Genomic DNA, 22,070 nt, shown 5'->3' with positions numbered 1-22,070 from the left:
CTTACTACGCGAACAAAAAAAGGCTCAAAACTAAAATCAGCGGTTGTTTGACCCTATAGTGGGAAGCAGCGTTACGTTTTGGAGGATGTTGCCATCACTGTTAAAGGAGGATTTCTTGAATTGGACATTATAGGGTAGAAATCCTCCTTTAAAGGTGAACGCTTCGCTTGTTCACATTCCTCCAAAACTCCACTGTTGTATTCGTCTTTGTCAAACACTGATTTTTAGATTGAACCCTAAAAAAGCCCAAACAAGAATGTTTGGGCTTCTGTAACATCAAATTCACTTTAATACTCTGAAATCTCTTGCTAACAGTAATTAAAATTCATGTACGGTTACACAAAGTTGAATAATTACTCCAAATGGATCTCGGACAATGGCATATCCTGGACTAAAAACATTGGCTTCATAAGGTACTAATATGGTGACTCTTTCATGTTGTATAAGTGAGTCGTAGAGATTTTTAATAACGATTTTGTCTTGAGACTGAATACATAAAGATGAACTATTACCTAGTTGCCAAGGCATTGTAGAGTCCATTGATTCCTCAGCAAGCATTAGCTTATTCGTACCGATTTGTAAAACGGAATGTGTAATATACTCCTCTTGACCTTCTTCATAAATAAAATTAGGATTCATTTCTTTCATCTCTTTATAGTTTTTCTTAAAAAGAACAGTCGCTCCTAAATATTTCTTATAAAACTCAATAGCAGCGGCGCCTTGACCATTCAACGATAGAAATGGAATTACTTCAAAATTCATTTTATTGCCTCCCAAACAAATTTTTATTACACTAACAAGTATATAGAATAAAGGTGACAAAAATCGGCACCATTAAGAGGTCTTTTTATGAAAAAATCAGAACGTTTAAATCAAATGCTACGGTTTATCAATCAAAAACAACGGTTTACGTTGCAAGATTTAATGCGGGAATTTCATATTTCTAAAAGAACTGCATTACGAGACATTTCTTCGCTAGAGGAGATTGGTGCACCCATTTATGTGGAATACGGTCGGTATGGAGGTTATTATCTACTAAATCAAATGACATTACCCCCGATTTCTTTTAACAGCCAAGAAATTTATGCGCTTTATTTTGCAATGCAGGCACTAAGCAGCTTTTCAGATCTACCTTTTCAAGTATCGTTTCATTCAATCCATGAGAAATTTATAAACGCATTAGCAGAAAAACAACGTGAGCATATTGAAAGAATTAAGGACCGGGTAATCTTTCGAAACACAGAGCAAATCAAAGAAAGTGAACATTTAGAAACTTTATTGCTCGCTGCTATTAAAAATGAAGTGTTAAATATCAGTTATCAAACACCTCAACGAGAAGGAACTCGTAGCATTCAGCCAATCGCTATTTATGCAATGAAAGGATACTGGTACTGTCAGGCTTATGATGTAACTAAACAAGCTTATCGCGTTTTTCGCTGTGATCGCATTACTTCTGTGGAAATAACGGACATCGAACCAATAATTGACTTACAGGAGATTCATGTTCACAATGCGCATTCGCTCTGGAAACCTTCTGAAAAGGCTGTTGAATTCAAGTGTTTAATAGATCAAGATGGGGTAGAGCATTTTCAACAGCAACAGTTCCCATCTATGGAGCTAATCACCGAGAATAAAAGTAACTATATTGTTGGTTGGTATGAGCCAAATGAACTTGAGTTTATAGTTAAATATCTTGTTAGCTTTGGTAAGTCCATAAACATAATAGAACCTGCTATCTTAAAGGAACATTTAAGAAAGTACTATAAAGATGTACTGGATAATTTATAGAACATGAGCTTGAGAATAGTAGAAAGTTGTTCTCAGTGAATATTATCTATGCTACACTCGGATTATCATTTTTTTCCAACAAAAGGGGCTGTCCAGATGACGACATATACACTTAGAACAAGAACAATAGAAGATGTACAAGAATTTATTAATTGGACTTTCGAAGGGATATACTCATTTTATGATAATAATATTCAGGAAGAGAAAATCGCAGGATTCTACAATAGTGTTGATTCAGAAAGAGCATTTTCTGTAATAAATGAACATGATGAGTTAATAGGAAATTGTGAGTTTTATGATGTTGGTGACGATGGAGAAGAGATTTTAGCAGTAGGTGTTCAGATGAAACCCTCACTAACAGGAAAAGGAACGGGTTTTGATTTTGTTAACACTATTCTTGAACAAGGAAGAGTTGAATTAAAATATAATTATTTAGAATTAGCGGTTGTGGATTTTAATCAACGGGCTATGAGATTATATGAAAATATAGGATTTAGAAAGATTGGAGAATTTGAAAATAACATACGAGGCAATACATATCAGTTTATAAAAATGGCTAAAGATTGGGCGTAAGACATCAATTGTTCCTTTATAGAGTAATGAACAGATAATAAGAATCTCAGACTAATCCCAAATATAAAAACGCCCAAACATCAATGTTCGGGCGTCTGTAACATCAAATATTTACTGTTTTATAACGACATCTCTTGCATACAGTTAATCTATCACCATTTTGAGTCATAAGTGTATATAATACTTTGATGCGCGTTGCCTTACAAACAGGACATGTTCCTCTTCCTCTGGAAGGTAAGTGATATAGTCCTTTACCTCTAAAATTCTTCGACATTTAAATCTCCTTCTATGCAGTTTTTTGCAATTTTCAAGTTTTTGTAGACAATCTTCCGAATGGACTCACTGCTCAAACAGAAGAGTTCTGATAATTCATCAATACTTAATCCATCTTTGTGCTTTTTTGAAATCTCATTATTTCGGAAAGTGATCTCCTGTCTTGAACCACTTTTCTTACCCCAATCGGTTCTCACATTTTCCAATTGCGGAATATATACTCTCTCGCCATGAACATAGTTTTGAATCTCTCTTAACAATTCGGGAGGAAATATATCTTTAGCATTTTTATAATTCAATAAATAGACCTCCATTAGTGCTAATAAAAGGATGTTATCGCTCGAAAATCATGTCCGTCCAGAATTCAAACGGAACAAAACCATTGTTCTCACAAGCCGAAATCGCGTCATAACAGTCTCTATTTAAATAAATATAAAGTGTCTCGTCAGGGCAATTGTTGAACAAATCTATAATTGTCTTACTTAACAGGTATTTACCAATACGGCTGTTATTATATTCAGGACTTACTGTGAAGTTATCAATCCATACTTTCTCGGAGTCCTGAGTTACAATAATACCAGCCACAATATTACCCTGAACATCGGTAATAAACTTTGAATTTCGAATAGTGAAATCTTGTTCTAGCATTTCTAGAAATTCATCATGAGTACAATTTGTGAAATAGCGATAGTTGTTAGTAGATGCATAGTAGAAGTTTGTAACATCATCTAGAAGTTCAAGCGAATAATTAGTTTCTGATAAGCCCTCATCGAGATCAGTTACTTGAGGAAGGGGTAGACTCCCATCCCTTTTCATATACATTCTATATTTTGGTTCATATCCGTTTCTAACAATGGTAGGAATTAAATAGTGGGAAAGCGTAGGATAATATTCAATTTCACCATATTCAAGCGATTGAATGATAAACTTTTTCGAGTCATCTTCTTCCACAAACCATTCTTTAATGTTCGGAATAGATTGTTCGATAATTTCAAACCGTTTATCCCAATTGGATGGAAGAATTAACGTTGCTCTTAAAGTATCATCCCCCTCACTTAAATGATAAAGATGGTATAGACAATACTCATCCCCGATGTAATCAATCAAATAAATTCCTTTGTCACTGTAAAATTTGTATCTATCAAAATCATGCAGTGGCATTTTTACAAAGGGTAACATAGGTATGAAATTCTCTTTAGCATGTTCAATCTTTTGAGCAAACTCACTTATTGTATCTGAAGTAATTCTTTTAATCGTTTTCACGTGGACCACCTCCGGGATATTTTGGAAGGAAACTTTCTATTGTTATTATCTCAAGCGGCTTGTTGAAAAGACAGGTAAAAAACAGTTGCACTCAATTTTTACCTGCATTAATAAGTCAAGACTTGTTATCTCGTCTGCTTGCGGTGAAACGTAGAAAAAGGAGCCTTCCTAAAAGTAGAAAGATCTACTTTTGAGGAGCTCCTTTTTTGCATAATCACAAACCTAAATATCCTTAGTACGGAGATTTTTAAATTCTTTTGGCGTGACGCCACTGTATTTCTTGAATACTGATGAGAAATATTGTGCACTTGAAAATCCGAGTTTGGAGGATATTTCTGTGATTGAGAATTCTGTATTACATATATAATTCATGGCTTTATCTAATTTAGCAATACATATGTAGTCTTTTACCGTTATGTTGACATATTTTTTAAAAATTTTCGATAGATACCTCGTTGTTACGTTACAGTTCTGAGCTACATCATCAAGTGAAATATTATTTTCCATATTTTGATTAATGAAATGGATAGCTCGAATTGCGATGGGATTATCTACGCTATACACTTTGCGAACACTCTGTTCAATCTCGCGAGAAAGTAGAAACAGCATTTCGTAAATATAAATATTAGCCAGTGGTACGTGATACACACCTGTTTCATTATTCGTTTCTTCGCAAATTCGCTCAACACACGATAAAAGCTGATCCGTAAATGAATGAAAAGTATAAGCACTATGTCCATCTGTCATATAATGCAAGAACTTTATGCTTTCATTGACTTTTTGGTCTGTAGCTATAAAGCACTCCGGAGAAAAATGAATTTGTAAAAAAACTGCTGGTTGATCCGACTTTACATGAAAAGAGTGAATCATATGAGAGAAGATGACCATTAGCTCACCCTTGTGAACGGTAATCGCTTCACCATTTACAATGATGTCGCATTCTCCTTCTTTCATTAAACAAATCTCCACATTACTATGGCAGTGGGGTCCAAAGAAATATCCTGGCTTCAGCGTGCGCTGTAATGCATTATAGATCATGTTTTGTTCTAGCCCATGATATAGGAGTTCAACATCTCTCTTCACAGTAATCCCCCCGATAGTGTTCTAAAGATGATCATGATTTCTGATTGTTTCTTATTTTGCAGGGTGGTCATATCCCTGTCAAGTGGACAGATAAAAAATAAAACTATTCAGTACGTGCCAAGTTACTTAATCAAATTCTGAATTTAGTTCCGTATTTCAAACAGTTCGTCTGTTTTGGGTTGCTTTTTGAAAGCTAATAAAAGCACAAATTGATAAAATCAAAAAAGTAATATGTTGTGGAAGTCATCCTATATATCTACTAAAGTTTCAAATGATTACTCGGAAAGGAGTCTAACACCCTAACATCCAAAGGAGCAGAAGTGTTTTTTTATTACAGCAATTTTGCAAACGCTTACTTATCATGTGAGGTAATTTTATTTAATAGCCTAATGAGGGGGAATGATTTGGTGCGGAAAAAAAATAAAAAAATGATATCCAAATTATTTATTTGGATGATGGTTTTGTTAGTAGCTTCAAGTCAGTTGATGATACTGCCAAGTAGTACTGCTTATGCTACAGCAGGAGAAATTGGTGATTTGCCGATTTTAGCACAAGAAAAAACGATCGAAAGTATCCCTCCGATCAAGATTGAAACATACGTTGGTGAGCAACCAGAACTCCCTTCGGTAGTGGAAGCAGTGTACAGTGACAACACCACCACAGAAGTTATAGTGAGCTGGGAAATGATCGAACTTTCTGACTATGCGCAGGAAGGGACTTTTAACGTAGAGGGCAGCGCAGAAGGAACGAGTGTTAAAGCTGAAGCTATAATTACTGTGCTAGAAAAGAGTAAGGCAACTACCGGAAATGTAGATATAGATACATTCCTAGATGATTTAAAGAATAATGTTCCAGATGATCAAGAAGTTGTATCCTACACGAATAATTATCAGTCTATGGAACCGGAAGCTATGACTTTCGTCAATGGATCTGGAACAACTTCTGTAAATAACGGATTGACAGTAGCGATTAGTAATTTAGGAGGTAGTGGAGCTGTAGCAACTTGGGACAAAGCTCCATGGTTGTCCGCGGGAATCATTGATACAACGATGCGTTATACAAGTACAACCCAAGGTAATATTGGTTTTGTTCTAGGATCTAATGATAGTAAACAAGGATTGTCTATCCGTTATGATGCCCAAACGGATTGGGTTATTCAGAGTCCGGATGGTACAGGGGACTGGGAAACATTTAATGGACCAGAACTCAAAATGGATACGGATTATCACATTCAGATCGGCTTCAGTGGTACAAAGCTTCTTGTCAATGTTGATGGTGTGACTTATTACAATAAGGATACAGATTTATTGAGTCAGTTGTCAGGATTAGGCCAGATAGGTCTGTATAAGCGCTATGCAACAGGAGAAATTGCCATCAAGAGTTTACGTATTGAAGGAGTAGGGACGAAGGAGAAACCTTCGAACATTGTTGATTATGTTCAAAATTATGAAGATCCGAGTTATACCCCTCATTGGTCAGGGTTAAATGCAACGGTCGTGACGGATCTAACTACGGGGAATAGAGTTCTCTCCCTCAAAAAAGGGTCAAGCGAACGAGGCGTGGATTTAGACTCACCAGAGATTCAACAAGGTACACTTTCGTTAGACTTCAAACTGATCAATCCAGACAAACTGGGTAGTGGACAAGGATTTGCTTTTGGTTTCAGAATGAATGATTCAGCTAGCATCTTCAATGAACTCGGGGTTGATCCAAGTAGCTGGATCCCAGAGGCCAATGCGGGTTGGGGAACTAAGCAAGAGATTCCTTATCCGATTCAAGGGCGCTGGAACAATCTCATGTTCAATTTTAATGGTAAGACGATAACGGTATATATGAATAAAAAGTTGATTGGCGACATTACCTTTGATAAATTTTCTGAAGCAGCTGGGCGCTTCGGTCTTCGCATCAGAAGCACTGTAGAACTACAGATCGACAATGTACAGTATACGAATCAGATCATTGAACCAAAACAAATTGTACAATACAGTAATGATTTCGAAGATGGGATTAAGGGTACTTGGAATGGTGCTGATGCTACTATTATTACAGAAGGCAGTAATCGGGTATTAAAATTTTCTAATATCAATGGCAACGTAATGAACATGGATGCACCGTCCTTACAAAGTGCGACATATATGTTGGATGTTAAACCTGCAACAAAAGTTATCGGATTTGCAATTGGCGATGGTGCTATTGTTAAATATGATGGTTCGAAGTGGGTGTTGTTGAATAAGGGTGGGGACAGCACTGATTTTGTCGCTTCTGATGCTAACAATTCGATTCCTTCACCTTATATCTGGAACAAAGTTGGTCTTCAGTATTCCGACTCATCCGTAACCTTAAGTATTAATGGTGCTAAATTGCAAGCCAACTTACCGGCAGGACAGTTTGGAGAAGGGCGTTTTGGAGTATTTGCCCAAGATTTCATTTATATCGATAATGTTGTCTTTACTGAAGAATTCTTCGATATGAATACGTCTTCTTCACATACTGATAAAATGAGCTATGAAGAATATTATGAAGGCGATTCGATCGTGAATTGGGAAGGGATTAATGGAACAGCGCAAGTTTCAAATGGATATTTGCTAGGGACAATTGACGCGGGAATCATTGCTGTCAATAAAGATGTAACTCCAGTACTTAACGGCATATATCAAGTTAAAATGCAGTCCGATGGAGTTGCGGGGATTAAATTAGGCAATATCGCGATTTATGAGGAAAGTCCGGGGAATTGGAAATACAAGCTGGATGGTAGTAACGCTGCCATTGCCATTGGCAGTGCTGTAGCACTTGCATCTAATAAAGATTACACGTTACGTGTACAAAAGATTGAGAACGAACTGAGTCTATATGTGAATGGAATTATGGTTGGCAGTGTAACTGTAAGTGGCTATACTTCAGGATCATTTGGAATTTATAACTCTGGAACCCAAGCGATCCAGGTTAAGATTGACGCAATCACTGCAGAAGAGATTCGAGTGTATGCGCCAGATTATTCTACGCAGAACTGGGGTCCGCTTGATAGCAGTAAACCAACGGTGATCTCTAATGGAAATAGTCAAATTCAACTGAATATGCCAGGAGTTTCATTAGCAGTGGATAAAGATAGCCCTAAATTCGCTGATCAGATTGTAACTTTTGATTATCAAACGAATGTGTCCGCTGGAGCAGATGGTGGACGATATGGGTTCATATTAAGAGGTTCGGCAGCGGACAAATATGTAGGGGTTGTTCATGATATTAATGGGAAGTGGAAAATCTCAGCAAGTAACGGAAATGAGGTGTCCTTCCCGAACATTTATCAGATGAAAGAAAATACAAACTATCATATTGAGCTTCGTTTGGTAGGAACTACGATTAGTCTCACCATTACCGATCCTGATGGCGTAGCTACGGATATGGGTTCCGTATCTGAAGAATCGATGACCGTTGTGCCAGGTTGGTTTGGTCTTCGTTCTTGGTATGGAGCGAAGACTATGACGGTGAGTAATTTGAAAATTGTAGAGCTGGAGTCACTACCTAAGCTGAAGCTGGCGCAAGAGACAGATACGATTGAGAAAGATGGACTGACAGTTACGGTCTATAAAGATTTTCCAGGCATTGTAGATTATCAAATTGATAATCACATGCTACAGGCTGACGTGGAGCAAACGAATAGCTTGAAGATTAATAATAAGGATTATGTACCACGTACAGTGTCGAAGAAAGAGAGCGATAGTAAATATCTGTACACGATGACATTTGATGAGATCGGCGTTGTGATTGATGGGCATCTTGAGGTCAAGGCGAACAATGTAGTCCGTTTTGAAATCGATAAAGTTTCCGAAACCTCAGATTTCTTAGTGCGTTCGATCCAAATGAACAATTCTCTGATTCATGTGAATAGTTCGATGAAAGATGCAACGTATGCATGGAGCAAGTCAAATGGTGAGTGGCATGGAGTCTCAGAAGAATTAGTTGATGATTTGTCTCTTATGAAGCAAAGCGGTACATCCGGTATTACGATGGCTATGGTAAGTGGAGATGGCCTTGGTGCATCTGTAGAGGACAATGTAATGAGCGGTGGTAATAAATTAATTATCACCACAGAGAAGAAACCACTTGTCAATAAAGTAACTGTGAAGCCAGGCAGTTGGACTTATCGCCATCTTCAAAGCAGTGAGACTGAAGAGTTGCCATGGTATGAAGTGGTCGTAACTGGAGAACGCAATAACGACGGAAAAACGGATTGGCAGGATGCGGCTGTTGCTTACCGGACGGAAATTTACGTTGAGCCGTTTGGTGCGCAGGATATGAAGAATAATATGATGTACATTGCATTCAACTTTGCAAGCCAAGCGAATGATCCGTTCTTGAATACTTTGGATACAGGTAAAGTTCTGTATAACTATACAGACGGATTTGGACAGATGATCCTTGATAAAGGTTATCAGGCGGAAGGGCATGATGATGATATTCCTTCCTACTCCAATATTGGTGTAAGACAAGGTGGATTGGAAGATTTCAACTATTTGATTGATGAGGGAGATAAGTACAACCTAAGCGTCGGTGTGCATTTGAATGCAACAGAGTACCAGCTGGATGCCAACGAACTGGATTACTCCAATTTAACTGGGGCTACAGCTAATGGACCGACGACGGATAAGCTCTCCAAAGGTTGGGATTGGATCGATACGGCATATTATGTAGATCAAACGAAGGATGTCCTGAGTGGTGAACTGAAATCACGTTTCACAAATCTATATAATCTCACGAAGGATCCTAATGATCCAAATGATCCTACGTTGGATTTCTACTATATAGACGTGTATACCGGCAATGACTACAACGCTTTTAAATTGCTACAATATGCTAATGACCTAGGAATTAAAGTTGGAACAGAATTTTCTGGTCCGATGGAGCCGGGTGTCGATTTTGTACACTGGGGGCCAGACTTGGGATATCCAAATAAAGGGAACAAAAGTGTCCTTTCTAGAATGGTGAAGAACAATCTGGATATTTTTGTAGGGAACGCTTTATTTAAAGGACAAAAAATCCCGGGTGTGACCACTTGGGGGGATTCCAAACCAGATGTACAGCAGGGTGTAACGGTATTCTTCAATGAAGTATTACCGACGAAGTATATGCAACTTTCGGTGTGCTGAAATATGATGAGGATCAAGTGAATTTTGATAACGAAGTAGTTTCTAAGAGAAATAAGTCCACCGGTATGATTGAGTTGTCCAAGAACGGAAAGCTGATCTCTTCTTGGAAAGATACGGGGACGACTACCGATGAATCAGTGCGTCATACAGGTGAGGCTAACTCTTTAATTCCATGGGTTTGGGATGTTAAAACAAATGACACCTTAGGCGTTAACGATGGTGCGAAGCTGTACCACTGGAATACAACGGGTAACGCGACCACTTGGGAATTGACGGATGATTTTAAAGATGTGACTCAGTTTAAAATGTACGAGTTGACCCAACAAGGTAAAGTACTAATCGATACTCTTGTTGCTCAGAATGGATCTCTTACTATTAACAAGGCAAAGAAAAATACGCCTTATGTATTGTATCCAGCAACTGCTGACGCTTTAACTTTGGTTCCTAACGCAGGTAATTGGGGAGAGGGCAGCCTGATCAAGGATTTTGCCTTCAATTCAGAGCTGTTTAATGTTTCAGGTTCATGGACAGTTGATGATCCAAAGAACATTGCAATTAAGACGGTGCAAGGTGATGTTGAGTATGATATTACCAAGGAAATGAACAAATCGAATTGGAATCGATACGTAGAGGTCGGAAGTAAAGCCGGTGTATTATCGCAGGAGATTACCGGACTGCAGCCTGGTCAGGATTACACCATCGGGGTGTGGACCCAGACTGAGAAGGGAAGAAAATCCTCACTTCAGGTTACAGTTAATGGTAAAACCTATTCCAATGATGTAACTGGGATGGATGGTCTTCATAAATCATCTTTCAAGTACGTGGATACGAATTGGCAAAGAATGAATGTTGAATTCAAGGTTCCTGCTGGCGTTACTACCGCCACAATTAAGCTTGTAGCTGATTCGGGAGAGGGAACTGTACAATTTGATGATGCTCGCATTTGGAAGCATACGACAGTAGAGAAGGATCCTACGAATAAGGGCTACGTTGTATATGAGGATTTTGAAAATGTGTACGAAGGTTGGGGACCTTTTGAGTATGGTGGTGGGGATAGACAAATTCATATTACAACCGATCAAAGTAATTCCCATGACAATAATCCAATCGTTCAACCATCTGAGAACAAAGTGGGTCCAGTTATGACTTGGGTTCTGGATGGAGAGAATTCATTAAAAATTAATGAAACAGATGTTGGTAAATTAATTAAAACGAATGAATCCAGCGTGAAATTGCAACCAAATACAGAATATGATTTAGGCTTTATTTACACATTGGAAAAATATGCAGATTATGAGGTTTCTGTACAATCACGCTCCACAGGGGGAATTGTGCTTAAGGAAACACTTAGTACTTTAGCTAATCCTGGTAATAAAGCTGGAGAAGATGGGAGTTATAATCTCTTCCAGAAAAACTTTACAACAGGAGATCAAGATGATTACCAAGTAATTTTCAAAATGGTGTCCAAAGGTGCAGGTAGTCCTACTTCTGATTATGCCTTTATTCTGGATGATTTCTACATTAAAGCAAATGATGTGGATAATTCAAAAGAGCTTCTTCAGCAAGCGATAGACGATGCCCTTACATTGAAGAGTTCGGATTATACATCTGAAACATGGACAAATGTGGCTACAGCTTTGGATCAAGCTCAGAAGAGTCTCAATGATCCAAGCGCTACGGTAACTTCACTAGATGCGGCGCGAGTTGAACTAGAAAATGCAATAAAGGGTCTTGTATCAGTAGTTAACATTATAGCCATTGAGGATATACAGGTTGAAACGGAAGCTGGCTCTGCACCGACACTGCCGGCAGAAGTAACCGTGACCTTCAGTAATCAAACGACACAGAAGGCTACAGTTGTATGGGAAGCGATTGATCCTTCTCATTATGCAAAGGCGGGTACTTTCCAGGTGAAAGGCTCGGTCATTGGGACTGACATTAACGCAATTGCAACTGTAAAAGTCAAGGCGAAGGACAGCAGCAATCCGGGTACGAATCCAGGAACAGGATCAAACCCGGACACTGGATCAAACCCAAGCACTGGTACGAAACCAGAGACTACTCCAAATCCAGGCACAGGAACGAATAATGGGTCCGATAAGGATAACGAAACGGGAACCAAGCCGGAAACGGGTATCAACAAGCCTAAGGAATTTGTGGATACAGTCGGTCACTGGGCGAACAAGGATATTGAAGCTCTTGCGAGCCGAGGCATTATTAAAGGCATAACCGAGCAGAAATTCGCGCCAGATATGACCATAAACCGTTCTGAAATCGCAGCGATGCTAACACGAGCTCTTGGTCTTAAGGCTGGTGGCTCAACATCATTTAAAGACGTACCAGAAGACAAGTGGTACAAGGATGATGTTAGTGCCACAACGGATGCAGGCTTGTTTAAGGGGTATGCAGGTAATTTGTTTGAACCTATGAAACCTCTAAGCCGTGAAGAGATGGCTGTTATAATGGTAAGAGCGCTTGAAATGAAAGGGAAATTGCCAGAGGTCTCGGATACGATGCAGCAAGTACTTTCTAAGTATAAGGATGCGGATCAGGCTGGAAGTTGGTCCAAGGAAGCATTGGCTATTTGCATTGAGTTAGGTCTAATGCAAGGAACACCTGATCAAAAACTCAATCCGAAAAGCAATCTGATCCGGGCTGAGGCAGCAGTTTTGTTTAACAGATTATTGACATATCTGGACTAGGTAAATGGGGACTAAAGAATTAGAGGAATATCAAACAATTTAGAGGGTCTGAATTTGATCCCCTACATGGGACCCGAGCCTTGGATGAAAATCTAAGGCTCGGGTTTTCATTTGTATCATTTTTATTTATATGTTGCATTGTCGTAGAAAAGGCTTAATAAGTTAGCGTCTATTTTAATTAAGTTAATCATTTGTACAATGGAAATAGAAGGGAAATTAGTGTTACTGTCGAATGATAGCATATTGAAAAACCATATCATTAGGAGGTTAATTAGATGGCAGAAGGTCAACGTATTTTAGAATGGACTTTGGTATCAGAGTGTCCCATCCCCGAAGATATTACAGATTTGTTGGTGACCGGAGAAGTTGCGGTTGCTGCATATAAAACCTTCCGAGACAACGCAATTTTTACTAATAAAAGGTTGATCGTAAAAGATGTTCAAGGTCTTACAGGCAAAAAAGTGGAGATATACTCATTGCCTTATTCTTCTATTAATATGTGGTCCACTGAGAACGCAGGGAAGTTTCTTGATGTTAATGCTGAGGTTGAATTGTGGACACGGGCGGGTCATATCAAAGTGAAGTTGCAAAAGGGAGTGGACATCCGCAGGTTCGATAAGCTAATCGCATACGCGATTTTAAAGGACTGATTCCGTTAGAGTTGTATAAAGGCATCAGAGCAAGTCTTCTGGTTGGAGACTTGCTCTTTTTGTATTATTAATCTTTGGGAATTTACCCAGTTCTTTTGAATGTTTTTTCTGAGTTTTTATTGCTTTACTATCTATTTCTTTATTTAATTTTAAAGTACATAGCTTAACAATTCTATTTAGTATCCCTGTAGGCAGTTTAGCCTTAGGGGGACTTGCTGCGTTCGGCTATTACCACTGGGTTATGAAAATGGGGAAAAAGCTAGTAAAAAGAAACTTTCTTTTTGGAGTTATTTTGGCATTAATAACATGATTGGTATTGAGTATGGTGAATATATGATATGAGGGTCTCACTTTTGAACCAGGAAGTACCATGAGTACTTTTTATTTAGTAGTACAAGGTTTAGATTTTATACTTGGAAGTTTGATTGGTGGAAGTTTGATAAGTGATAGTAAAAACCACTGTCAATCCTGTCAACGAGCTAATTTAAAAGAACTTGATCTTTTTGAGATTGATGAAGTGGATTACGACTCGATCATGGTTGATTTAAACAAACTGATAGTATTCAACAACAGAAACTAATCGATAATGAGTTATGTGAGAATATTAGATTGAAGATGAATTCGAGTTGTTTATACTTCCTGCGGTGCGTATTATAGAAAAGGAAACAATATCAGCTCCTTATCTATATAAAGTTGTATATTAATCCACAATATATACAAACGAAAGGAAGATTATAATCACAATGAATTCCTTGGATATAAAGGGAAATTGGAAAAGAAATATTATTCTTTTCTTAGGCAGTCAAACGATATCCCTCTTTGGTTCGTCCCTTGTTCAATTTGCGATGATGTGGTACATAACACTAACAACTGAGTCAGGTATGATGATGACGCTGTATATCATTTGTGGCTTCATACCGACATTTATTCTGTCACCAATTGCCGGGGTGTGGGCAGATCGCTACAATCGGAAAACACTAATTATATTGTCAGATGGATTGATCGCGACCGCTACATTGATTCTCGCTATAGTGTTCATGATGGGATATGATGCGACTTGGCTGCTCTTTGTCATGGCTGCTATTCGTGCAATGGGGACGGGTATTCAGACTCCTGCAGTCGGAGCAATATTACCGCAAATTGTACCCAAGGATAAGTTGATTAAGGTAAACGGAATAAATGGGAGTCTGCAGGCGGTCATTATGTTTATATCCCCAATCATTAGTGCTGCATTATTGACCATGGCTTCGATTGAAATGATTTTCTTTATAGATGTCGTTACTGCAGCGCTTGCGATTTTTACCTTACTCATCTATTTTAAAATACCAGTTCATAAGAAGGCAGTTGAAAAACAAACAACAAGCTATTTCGATGATTTGAAGCAAGGTTTAACGTATATTCATAACCATGATTTTCTGAAGAAATTCTTTTTGTTTTTCGCAGTGTTTTTTGTCTTGATGGCACCTGCTGCATTTCTAACACCACTACAAGTTATACGTAGCTTCGGCAATGGTGTATGGAGACTAACAGCCATTGAAATCGCATTTTCGATCGGTATGATGGTAGGTGGAGGGATTATTGCTTCCTGGGGAGGATTTCGTAACAAAGTTCATACCATGATGTTCTCAAGCCTTATTATGGGGGCATGTACATTTGCACTTGGTGTTGTTCCAGTGTTTTGGATTTACTTGATTTTCATGGCGATATTTGGAGTCGCGATGCCTATGTTTAATACCCCAATAAATGTCCTGCTGCAGGAAAAAGTGGATGAAAACTATATGGGAAGAGTATTTGGGATTATTGGGATGATATCAACCTCGATGATGCCGATAGGAATGCTCATTTTTGGTCCCATTGCCGATGTGATTCAAATAGAATGGTTGCTGGTCGGAACAGGATTATTTATGTTGCTATTATCAATTTTCTTTGGACAAAACAAGGTGTTAATCGAAGCAGGTAAACCATTGTTGAAGGAAGTGGATTGAGCGACTATTTAATCTCAATGACTGAGTTTTTCATTTTATTTGGGGTATGCTAAACTCGATGATAACATAAATTACCTGTCGAAAAGATTACGAAGTGAATACACCAAACCTTTATTTAGATGTTCTATAGCGATAAAAACCAATGTACAAAATACTAAAGAAAAAATAGGAGCTATGATGACAGAAAAAAATACAGTAATAGGATCAGGATGGGACTTCGACAACAGTTATGCACGTCTACCGGAATCATTTTTTGCGAGGCTAAACCCAACCCCGGTACGTGCACCGAAGTTGGCTGTTCTAAATGAACCGTTGGCAGCAAGCCTCGGATTGAACGTCCAAGCACTACAAAGTAGTGAGGGAATAGCGGTGCTGGCTGGCAACCAGATTCCCAAAGGTGCTGATCCTCTTGCACAAGCTTATGCAGGACATCAGTTTGGGTATTTCAACATGTTAGGAGACGGCCGGGCAGTACTGCTTGGCGAACAGATCACACCCCAAGACAAACGGGTGGATATTCAGCTTAAAGGTTCAGGTAGAACGCCATATTCCCGTGGTGGCGACGGTCGAGCGGTACTTGGACCGATGCTGCGCGAATATATCATCAGCGAAGCCATGCACGCGCTCGGAATCCCTACCACCCGCAGCTTAGCCGTGGTTACGACTGGCCAATCCGTTACGCGCGAAAATGAGCAGATCGGTGCCATACTGACTCGCGTGGCGGAGAGCCATTTACGCGTTGGAACCTTTCAATACGCATCACAATGGGGGACAACAGAGGATCTTAAGGCATTGGCTGATTATACAATTCAAAGACATTTTCCAGAAGTAGACGCAGATGAGAAGCGCTATTTATCTCTACTTCAGGCAGTGATCCATCGCCAAGCCGTACTGATTGCAAAGTGGCAGCTCGTCGGATTTATCCACGGGGTGATGAATACCGATAATATGGCCCTTAGCGGAGAGACCATCGATTATGGGCCTTGCGCTTTCATGGATACGTATGATCCAGCTACGGTATTCAGTTCCATTGATAGTCACGGTCGCTATGCTTATGGTAACCAGCCATATATTGCCGCGTGGAATCTCGCGAGATTTGCTGAAACCCTAGTGCCGCTCCTGGATGACGACGAGGATCAGGCCATCAAGCTGGCCGAGGACTCAATTGCAGGTTTTACTGAATTGTTTCACCGTAACTGGTTAGCGGGAATGAGGTCCAAGCTGGGGATATTTAACGAAGAGCCGGGGGATGAAGCCCTTATTGAAGGCCTTCTTGGTATAATGCAAAAGCAACGTGCGGACTACACCAATACCTTCCGAGGCTTATCATTGGATAAACCAGAAGATACGGTTCTGTTTGGCACCACGGAATTTGCCCAGTGGTATGAGTTGTGGCAGGAGAGACTGCGCAGGCAGGAGGAACCTAAGGAATCCTCCCATCAGTTGATGCGGAGCAGCAATCCTGCGGTAATCCCGCGGAATCACCGGGTAGAAGAGGCCCTGGAAGCTGCGGAGAAACAAGGAGATTACAGCGTGATGGAGAGGCTTCTTGATGTTCTAATAAATCCATATGCGTACTCTCCCGAACAGGATGATTACTGTACACTGCCTGCACAATCATCACGTCCTTACCGAACTTTCTGTGGTACCTGAGAGTAGCACAGGCAACAAAGTGGACGTTCGATTTTTATAATGTAATTATGAAGAAATTATGAGTTTCATTTACTGGAGTCTTATTTCCACTCTCTATCTTTTAGAAGATGGGGGGTGGATATTTTTTTAGCTGCGATGACTCATATGTGAGAAGTTATCTATACTTTTGGGATCATTTTATAGTAATGTTTTTGTAAAGATTGTTATTTATTTGGATATGGGGTGAATTAGGTATGGAGCCAATTATTGAAGTGACGGGCTTAAGCAAATCATATGGCAAGCTGCAGGCAGTCAAGGATATCAGTTTTTACGTTGAGAAAGGGAAAATGTTCGCATTTTTAGGTCCAAACGGAGCAGGGAAGTCCACAACGATTGATATCATTTGTACGTTTCTAAATCCAGACTCTGGAACGATTACCATAGATGGATACCATTTGGGTAAAGACGATGCTAAGATACGCTCCGTCATCGGCGCTGTATTTCAAGACGGATTACTAGATTCTTTACTGACAGTGGAAGAAAACATGAAAATCAGGGGTGGCTTTTATGGGACGAAAGGCACGAAGCTAGCTGAATCCGTGCAAAAAGCTGCTGAGGCAGCGGGAGTAACAGAGTTCATGAATCGTCCCTATGGAAAATTGTCAGGCGGTCAGAGAAGACGGGCCGATATTGCGCGCGCACTTGTACATACTCCAACGATTCTAATATTAGATGAACCCACAACTGGGCTGGATCCTCAAACAAGAAAAAATGTGTGGGAGATCATTAAAAAACTGCAAAAAGAAAATAACATGACGGTATTTCTAACCACTCATTATATGGAGGAAGCGGCGGATGCGGATTATGTAGTCGTGATCGACAATGGCAGTATTGCGGCAAAAGGAACACCAACCGAATTAAAGAACAGGTATGCCAGCGATCAATTAAACTTATTTACTGGAGATATCGAGACTTTAACTGCGTTCCTGACAGAAGCACAAATCGAATTTTCCCAAAAAGTCGATAAAATAACAATCAATATTCCATCCACATTGGATGCTTTTCCGATTCTTGAACAATGCAAACCATACATAACAGGATTTGAAGTTTTAAATGGAACGATGGATGATGCTTTTATCGGTATAACAGGAAAGGAGCTTAGACAATGATTGGATTTGCTAAACGAAACCTTCTCCTCTTTTTCAGAGATAAAAGTGCCGTTTTCTTCTCACTTCTTGCTGTGATCATTATTATTGGACTATATGCCTTATTTTTGGGCGATGTATGGGCGAGTGAATATAGTGAAGTAGCTAATATTCGCTTTCTTATGGACAGTTGGATTATGGCGGGGCTTTTGGCAGTGACATCCGTAACGACAACCATGGGTGCCTTTGGCACGTTGGTCAGTGATCGGGAGAAGAATATTATCAAGGATTTCAATTCCTCACCTGTAAAAAGAAGCAGCATTGCTGGTGGATATGTAATTAGTGCATTTCTTATCGGTTGCATCATGAGTGTTGTAGCTCTCATATTAGTAGAAATTTATATCGTGGCAAGCGGTGGGAAATTGCTGTCTGCAGTGGCATTTGGTAAGGTTTTCGGGCTCATTTTAGTTTGTACCCTTGTAAATACAGCCATCGTCTTTTTTGTAGTTTCCTTCTTTAAAAGCAATAATGCATTTGCTACAGCAAGTACCGTAATCGGTACACTAATCGGGTTTATGACAGGGATATACCTCCCCGTCGGAGCTTTACCGGATGCCGTACAGTTCGTGATCAAAATCTTCCCTGTATCACATGCTGTAGCGATTTTCAGACAGGTCATTATGGATGTACCCCTTTCTGAAGCTTTTGCTGGAGCGCCCGCTGAGTCTTTGATCGAATTTGAGAAAATGATGGGTGTTACCTATTACTTTGGCGATTATGAGGTAACGACTTGGATGAGTATTCTAGTCCTAATCGTGACATCGGTGGTCTGTTTTGGACTGGCAGTTTTGAATATGACACGCAAAAAGAAATGAGGTACCCGCTTTGAAAAAACAAACCGGATATGTTTCAGAATATATCGAAATCAACGGGATAGAGCAATATTTATTGCATTATAGCGTTGATCCAGAGCTTCCAGTCCTTTTGTTTTTGCATGGGGGTCCAGGGATGGCGGAGTCAACCTTCGCTTACGCTTTCCAAGAAGATTTATCGTCGCTCTATAGCGTTGTTCATTGGGATCAGCGCGGCGCAGGAAAGACCTTATCTAGAGTGAAAGGCGATACAGACTACCCCACTGTCGATGAGTTGCTGGCGGACTTGCACAAGATCGTTCTATACCTCAAAAAGAAATACAACAGACAAAAAATCGCGATTTTAGGTCATTCCTGGGGAAGCGTTCTGGGGACATTGTTTGTGACAAGACATCCCCAAGATGTACTGTATTACATAGGTGCCGGCCAATTGATAGATATTGTAGAGAATGAAAAGATTGGTTATGAGAAATTAAAAGAATTGATTATGAACGCAGGAAATAAAAAAGACCTGACGCGTCTTGAAAAATTAGGTACCTATCCAGAGAACAATTACGAAAAGCCAATGATTAAAAAAATTCAAATGGTCAGAATGCTGCAAGGGAAATACAAAATCGGAATGAAATTCGGCCCGATTCTGAAGACGTTACTTAAAAGTCCTGTTTTTCGGTTATCAGACATTTCGAGTTTACTGAAAGGTATGAATAACAATAAGAAAATATGGGATTTTTTGTTTTCCAGCAGCTTGTATGAGGTAAGCCGGGATTATCAGGTGCCTGTATTTTATGTTCTTGGAGAGAGCGATTTCCAAGCTCCACATACAATAGCCCGGCGTTACTTTGATACGATTCATGCATCCGAAAAAAAACTGTTTATCATTCAAGATGCAGGCCACTTTATGATGCTTGACCAACCCAAAGGATTCGCTGATGTCTTGTCTGAGATCTGTAAGCTTTAACCCAGAGAGGATGAAATACAATGGAACAATGGGAATATAAAACGATAAAGTTTGCGACTGGAGGCTTTTGGGGAGGGAAAGTAGATCAAAATGAATTTGAAGATAGATTAAATCTACATGGACAAGAAGGATGGGAACTTATTTCGTGTTTTGATACTAGCCAAGCACAAGGGGCATCAAAAGATATCATTGTCGTGTTTAAACGAAAAAAATAGCGCCCCAGCAAATTTATTATAAGGAGGTACTATGAGGAAATTAACGTTAGGTATAGTAGTTTTGGTATTTCTTGCCCTTATGAGTTGTTCGAAAAAGGAAAATAGTTCAGACAATGCAAACTTGAATGACAATCCGATAGAATCTATTTCAAGTAAGGAAGATCAAATTAGTGATGATGATCACGATTCCATTGTGAACTTTGGAAAAGCTTTCGTAAACCTGTATACCGGAGCGGTTGCAGAACAAGAAACAGTATCCTTTGAAAACTACATTTCAAATGAAAATCTCCTTAAATTTACTAATAAAATGTTGGAATTAGAACAAAAGCAAGAATTGGTAGGTGGAATCGGTGTGAATTTCGGTTTAGAAAATGAGTTTAAGGAAGCAGAGTACAAGAAACTTGATGAAGATCTTTACTATTTAAGTTTAACTTTTTCAAACCAAGGGTCTGGAATGAGTTGTAAACTGTTAGTACAATCTGACAACAAGTCATTCAAAATTGTTGATTTGTACTTTGGAAACAAAGATGGTGTGGATACTATTGCAACAGGTCACCCTGCGGTTAGAAAACTTGATAATCCAAAATTATGGGATGACCAAACTTGGGTTGATGGTGTTTTTGAAAAGCTTGAAAAAATATGAATCCGAATTGAACTCTTGAGTATGAAGCGGAGTGTGGACACAAACCACACTCCGCTTTTTGCGACTTATCAGAAATGGGATTGTGGAAGCAAATCCGTTTTCGACAGGGCCCGCGAAGAGCCCGCGGGACACATTGCCTCTGATAGCTATGGTTCAAATTTTGGTGAAACTAATTTAGAGATTTGCAGTAATAGTTTTGCTTCTCATCATAAACATATCCATTCACCATTAACACATTAAATCTCCTAGTTTCCAACGGCAGGTCATCAATAGTTTCTCACCGTCCAGTTCGGCTGTCAGCGTCCCATCCATCTTATTCATCAGACTTTTGGCGATAGAGAGCCCAAGCCCCGATGCTTGAGAAGATCGGGTACGGTCTGCGGTATAGAATCGGTCAAATATGAGGTTGACATCGCTTCCAGCTAGTTCCTTCGCATCGTTTACAATCGTCAAGTCAGCCGTCTCCTGCTGCCTTTTGAAACTAATTTCTACATGCCCAGTCGTATGCTTGACCGTATTGACCAGCAAATTCTCGACAACTCTCCGCACAGCCGATTCATCGGCGTATACGGACACATTTTCCTCAGGTAGTCGTATATCAGGTGTAATGTTGCGTTCGTTGAACGAATCGTAAAATCCGACCAGAATTTCTGAGAGTAGGACAGTCATCCCGAGCTTCTCTGTTTGAAGGGGATAATCTAGTGATTCGATCACGGAAAGCTCGAAAAAATCGTTCAGTAGTGCCTGAAGCCGCCTCGTCCGATTTTTAACAATAGCAACGTATTCGAGCTTCTCCTCAGGTGTAATTGACTCAGCCTCCAATAGTTGAATATATCCGAAGATGGAGGTGAGTGGTGTACGTATATCATGAGATATATTCGCAACTGCCTGACGAAATTCTTGTTCAACTCGTATTCGATGGACTTCCGATTGGACCAATAAATTGGATTGACGATTGATTTGCCCCGCAAGCGCTTCGAGCTTCTGGTCGAATAGTGCTACGTCAATTTTTTTACCAGTTGCACGCTCGTTGTAGCAGTACAATTGCTCCGTCATCCGCCCTAACTCCCGCCTTAGCATTAACAAACGGACAAGCAGGAGAGCAACTGCCGCAAACAATATGATTGTCAGGATAAGAAACACT

General features: G+C 39.6%; 18 protein-coding genes. 13 read left to right on the top strand and 5 right to left on the bottom strand.

Annotated elements, in window-relative coordinates:
• Nucleotides 1–318: 318 nt before the first annotated feature.
• A complete protein-coding gene (locus EJP82_RS03605; RefSeq protein WP_127190650.1) occupies nucleotides 319–762 on the bottom strand; it encodes a VOC family protein in 444 nt (147 codons plus the stop codon).
• An 87-nt stretch (nucleotides 763–849) separates the two neighbouring features.
• Here EJP82_RS03605 and EJP82_RS03600 point away from each other — a divergent pair, with 87 nt between their 5' ends.
• On the top strand, nucleotides 850–1,788 hold the full coding sequence (locus EJP82_RS03600) for a helix-turn-helix transcriptional regulator (protein WP_127190649.1): 939 nt from the start codon (nucleotides 850–852) through the stop codon (nucleotides 1,786–1,788).
• Between the two features lie 96 nt (nucleotides 1,789–1,884).
• Complete coding sequence (locus EJP82_RS03595) at nucleotides 1,885–2,361, top strand: GNAT family N-acetyltransferase (RefSeq protein WP_127190648.1); 477 nt, start codon at nucleotides 1,885–1,887, stop codon at nucleotides 2,359–2,361.
• Between the two features lie 257 nt (nucleotides 2,362–2,618).
• Here EJP82_RS03595 and EJP82_RS03590 read toward each other — a convergent pair whose 3' ends face one another.
• The 3 genes from EJP82_RS03590 to EJP82_RS03580 form a co-directional block, all read right to left on the bottom strand.
• Nucleotides 2,619–2,933 carry a CD3324 family protein gene (locus EJP82_RS03590; protein ID WP_127190647.1) on the bottom strand — a complete coding sequence of 105 codons (315 nt, stop codon included), beginning with the start codon at nucleotides 2,931–2,933 and terminating at the stop codon, nucleotides 2,619–2,621.
• A gap of 34 nt (nucleotides 2,934–2,967) precedes the next feature.
• Entirely contained in the window at nucleotides 2,968–3,897 is a 930-nt protein-coding gene (locus EJP82_RS03585; RefSeq protein WP_127190646.1) for a GNAT family N-acetyltransferase, read from the bottom strand.
• Nucleotides 3,898–4,119: 222 nt separating this feature from the next.
• The gene (locus EJP82_RS03580) at nucleotides 4,120–4,935 is read right to left on the bottom strand and encodes a helix-turn-helix transcriptional regulator (RefSeq protein ID WP_281278184.1); all 816 of its coding nucleotides are present in this window, start codon (nucleotides 4,933–4,935) and stop codon (nucleotides 4,120–4,122) included.
• Nucleotides 4,936–5,387: 452 nt separating this feature from the next.
• Here EJP82_RS03580 and EJP82_RS03575 point away from each other — a divergent pair, with 452 nt between their 5' ends.
• The 11 genes from EJP82_RS03575 (at nucleotide 5,388) to EJP82_RS03525 (ending at nucleotide 20,926) form a co-directional block, all read left to right on the top strand.
• The gene (locus EJP82_RS03575) at nucleotides 5,388–10,124 is read left to right on the top strand and encodes an endo-alpha-N-acetylgalactosaminidase family protein (protein ID WP_170220119.1); all 4,737 of its coding nucleotides are present in this window, start codon (nucleotides 5,388–5,390) and stop codon (nucleotides 10,122–10,124) included.
• Between the two features lie 17 nt (nucleotides 10,125–10,141).
• Nucleotides 10,142–12,826, top strand: a complete 2,685-nt coding sequence (locus EJP82_RS03570) for an S-layer homology domain-containing protein (RefSeq protein ID WP_127190643.1) — start codon at nucleotides 10,142–10,144, stop codon at nucleotides 12,824–12,826.
• A gap of 275 nt (nucleotides 12,827–13,101) precedes the next feature.
• A complete protein-coding gene (locus EJP82_RS03565) occupies nucleotides 13,102–13,476 on the top strand; it encodes a PH domain-containing protein (RefSeq protein ID WP_127190642.1) in 375 nt (124 codons plus the stop codon).
• Nucleotides 13,477–13,846: 370 nt separating this feature from the next.
• Entirely contained in the window at nucleotides 13,847–14,056 is a 210-nt protein-coding gene (locus EJP82_RS03560; RefSeq protein WP_127190641.1) for a hypothetical protein, read from the top strand.
• 163 nt (nucleotides 14,057–14,219) lie between these two features.
• Nucleotides 14,220–15,461 carry an MFS transporter gene (locus tag EJP82_RS03555; RefSeq protein WP_211350033.1) on the top strand — a complete coding sequence of 414 codons (1,242 nt, stop codon included), beginning with the start codon at nucleotides 14,220–14,222 and terminating at the stop codon, nucleotides 15,459–15,461.
• A 177-nt stretch (nucleotides 15,462–15,638) separates the two neighbouring features.
• On the top strand, nucleotides 15,639–17,114 hold the full coding sequence (locus EJP82_RS03550; RefSeq protein ID WP_127190777.1) for a protein adenylyltransferase SelO: 1,476 nt from the start codon (nucleotides 15,639–15,641) through the stop codon (nucleotides 17,112–17,114).
• 233 nt (nucleotides 17,115–17,347) lie between these two features.
• The gene (locus tag EJP82_RS03545) at nucleotides 17,348–18,262 is read left to right on the top strand and encodes an ABC transporter ATP-binding protein (RefSeq protein WP_127190639.1); all 915 of its coding nucleotides are present in this window, start codon (nucleotides 17,348–17,350) and stop codon (nucleotides 18,260–18,262) included.
• Nucleotides 18,259–19,113: an ABC transporter permease gene (locus EJP82_RS03540; protein WP_127190638.1), complete on the top strand. Its 855-nt coding sequence runs from the start codon at nucleotides 18,259–18,261 to the stop codon at nucleotides 19,111–19,113. The genes EJP82_RS03545 and EJP82_RS03540 overlap by 4 nt, the downstream gene beginning before the upstream one ends.
• Nucleotides 19,114–19,123: 10 nt before the next feature.
• Entirely contained in the window at nucleotides 19,124–20,068 is a 945-nt protein-coding gene (locus tag EJP82_RS03535; RefSeq protein WP_127190637.1) for an alpha/beta fold hydrolase, read from the top strand.
• A gap of 20 nt (nucleotides 20,069–20,088) precedes the next feature.
• Nucleotides 20,089–20,283 carry a DUF4177 domain-containing protein gene (locus EJP82_RS03530; RefSeq protein ID WP_127190636.1) on the top strand — a complete coding sequence of 65 codons (195 nt, stop codon included), beginning with the start codon at nucleotides 20,089–20,091 and terminating at the stop codon, nucleotides 20,281–20,283.
• Between the two features lie 31 nt (nucleotides 20,284–20,314).
• Nucleotides 20,315–20,926 carry a hypothetical protein gene (locus EJP82_RS03525; protein ID WP_211350032.1) on the top strand — a complete coding sequence of 204 codons (612 nt, stop codon included), beginning with the start codon at nucleotides 20,315–20,317 and terminating at the stop codon, nucleotides 20,924–20,926.
• A 228-nt stretch (nucleotides 20,927–21,154) separates the two neighbouring features.
• Here the strand turns inward: EJP82_RS03525 and EJP82_RS03520 are convergent, their stop codons facing one another.
• The gene (locus tag EJP82_RS03520) at nucleotides 21,155–22,069 is read right to left on the bottom strand and encodes a sensor histidine kinase (protein ID WP_246053964.1); all 915 of its coding nucleotides are present in this window, start codon (nucleotides 22,067–22,069) and stop codon (nucleotides 21,155–21,157) included.
• Between the last annotated feature and the right edge of the window lies 1 nt (nucleotide 22,070).

Origin of the sequence: Paenibacillus anaericanus (assembly GCF_003994475.1) — a bacterium.
GTDB classification, from domain to species: Bacteria; Bacillota; Bacilli; order Paenibacillales; family Paenibacillaceae; genus Fontibacillus; species Fontibacillus anaericanus.
Note: the sequence above shows the minus strand (reverse complement) of the source record. Positions and strands in the feature narration are given on the sequence as shown.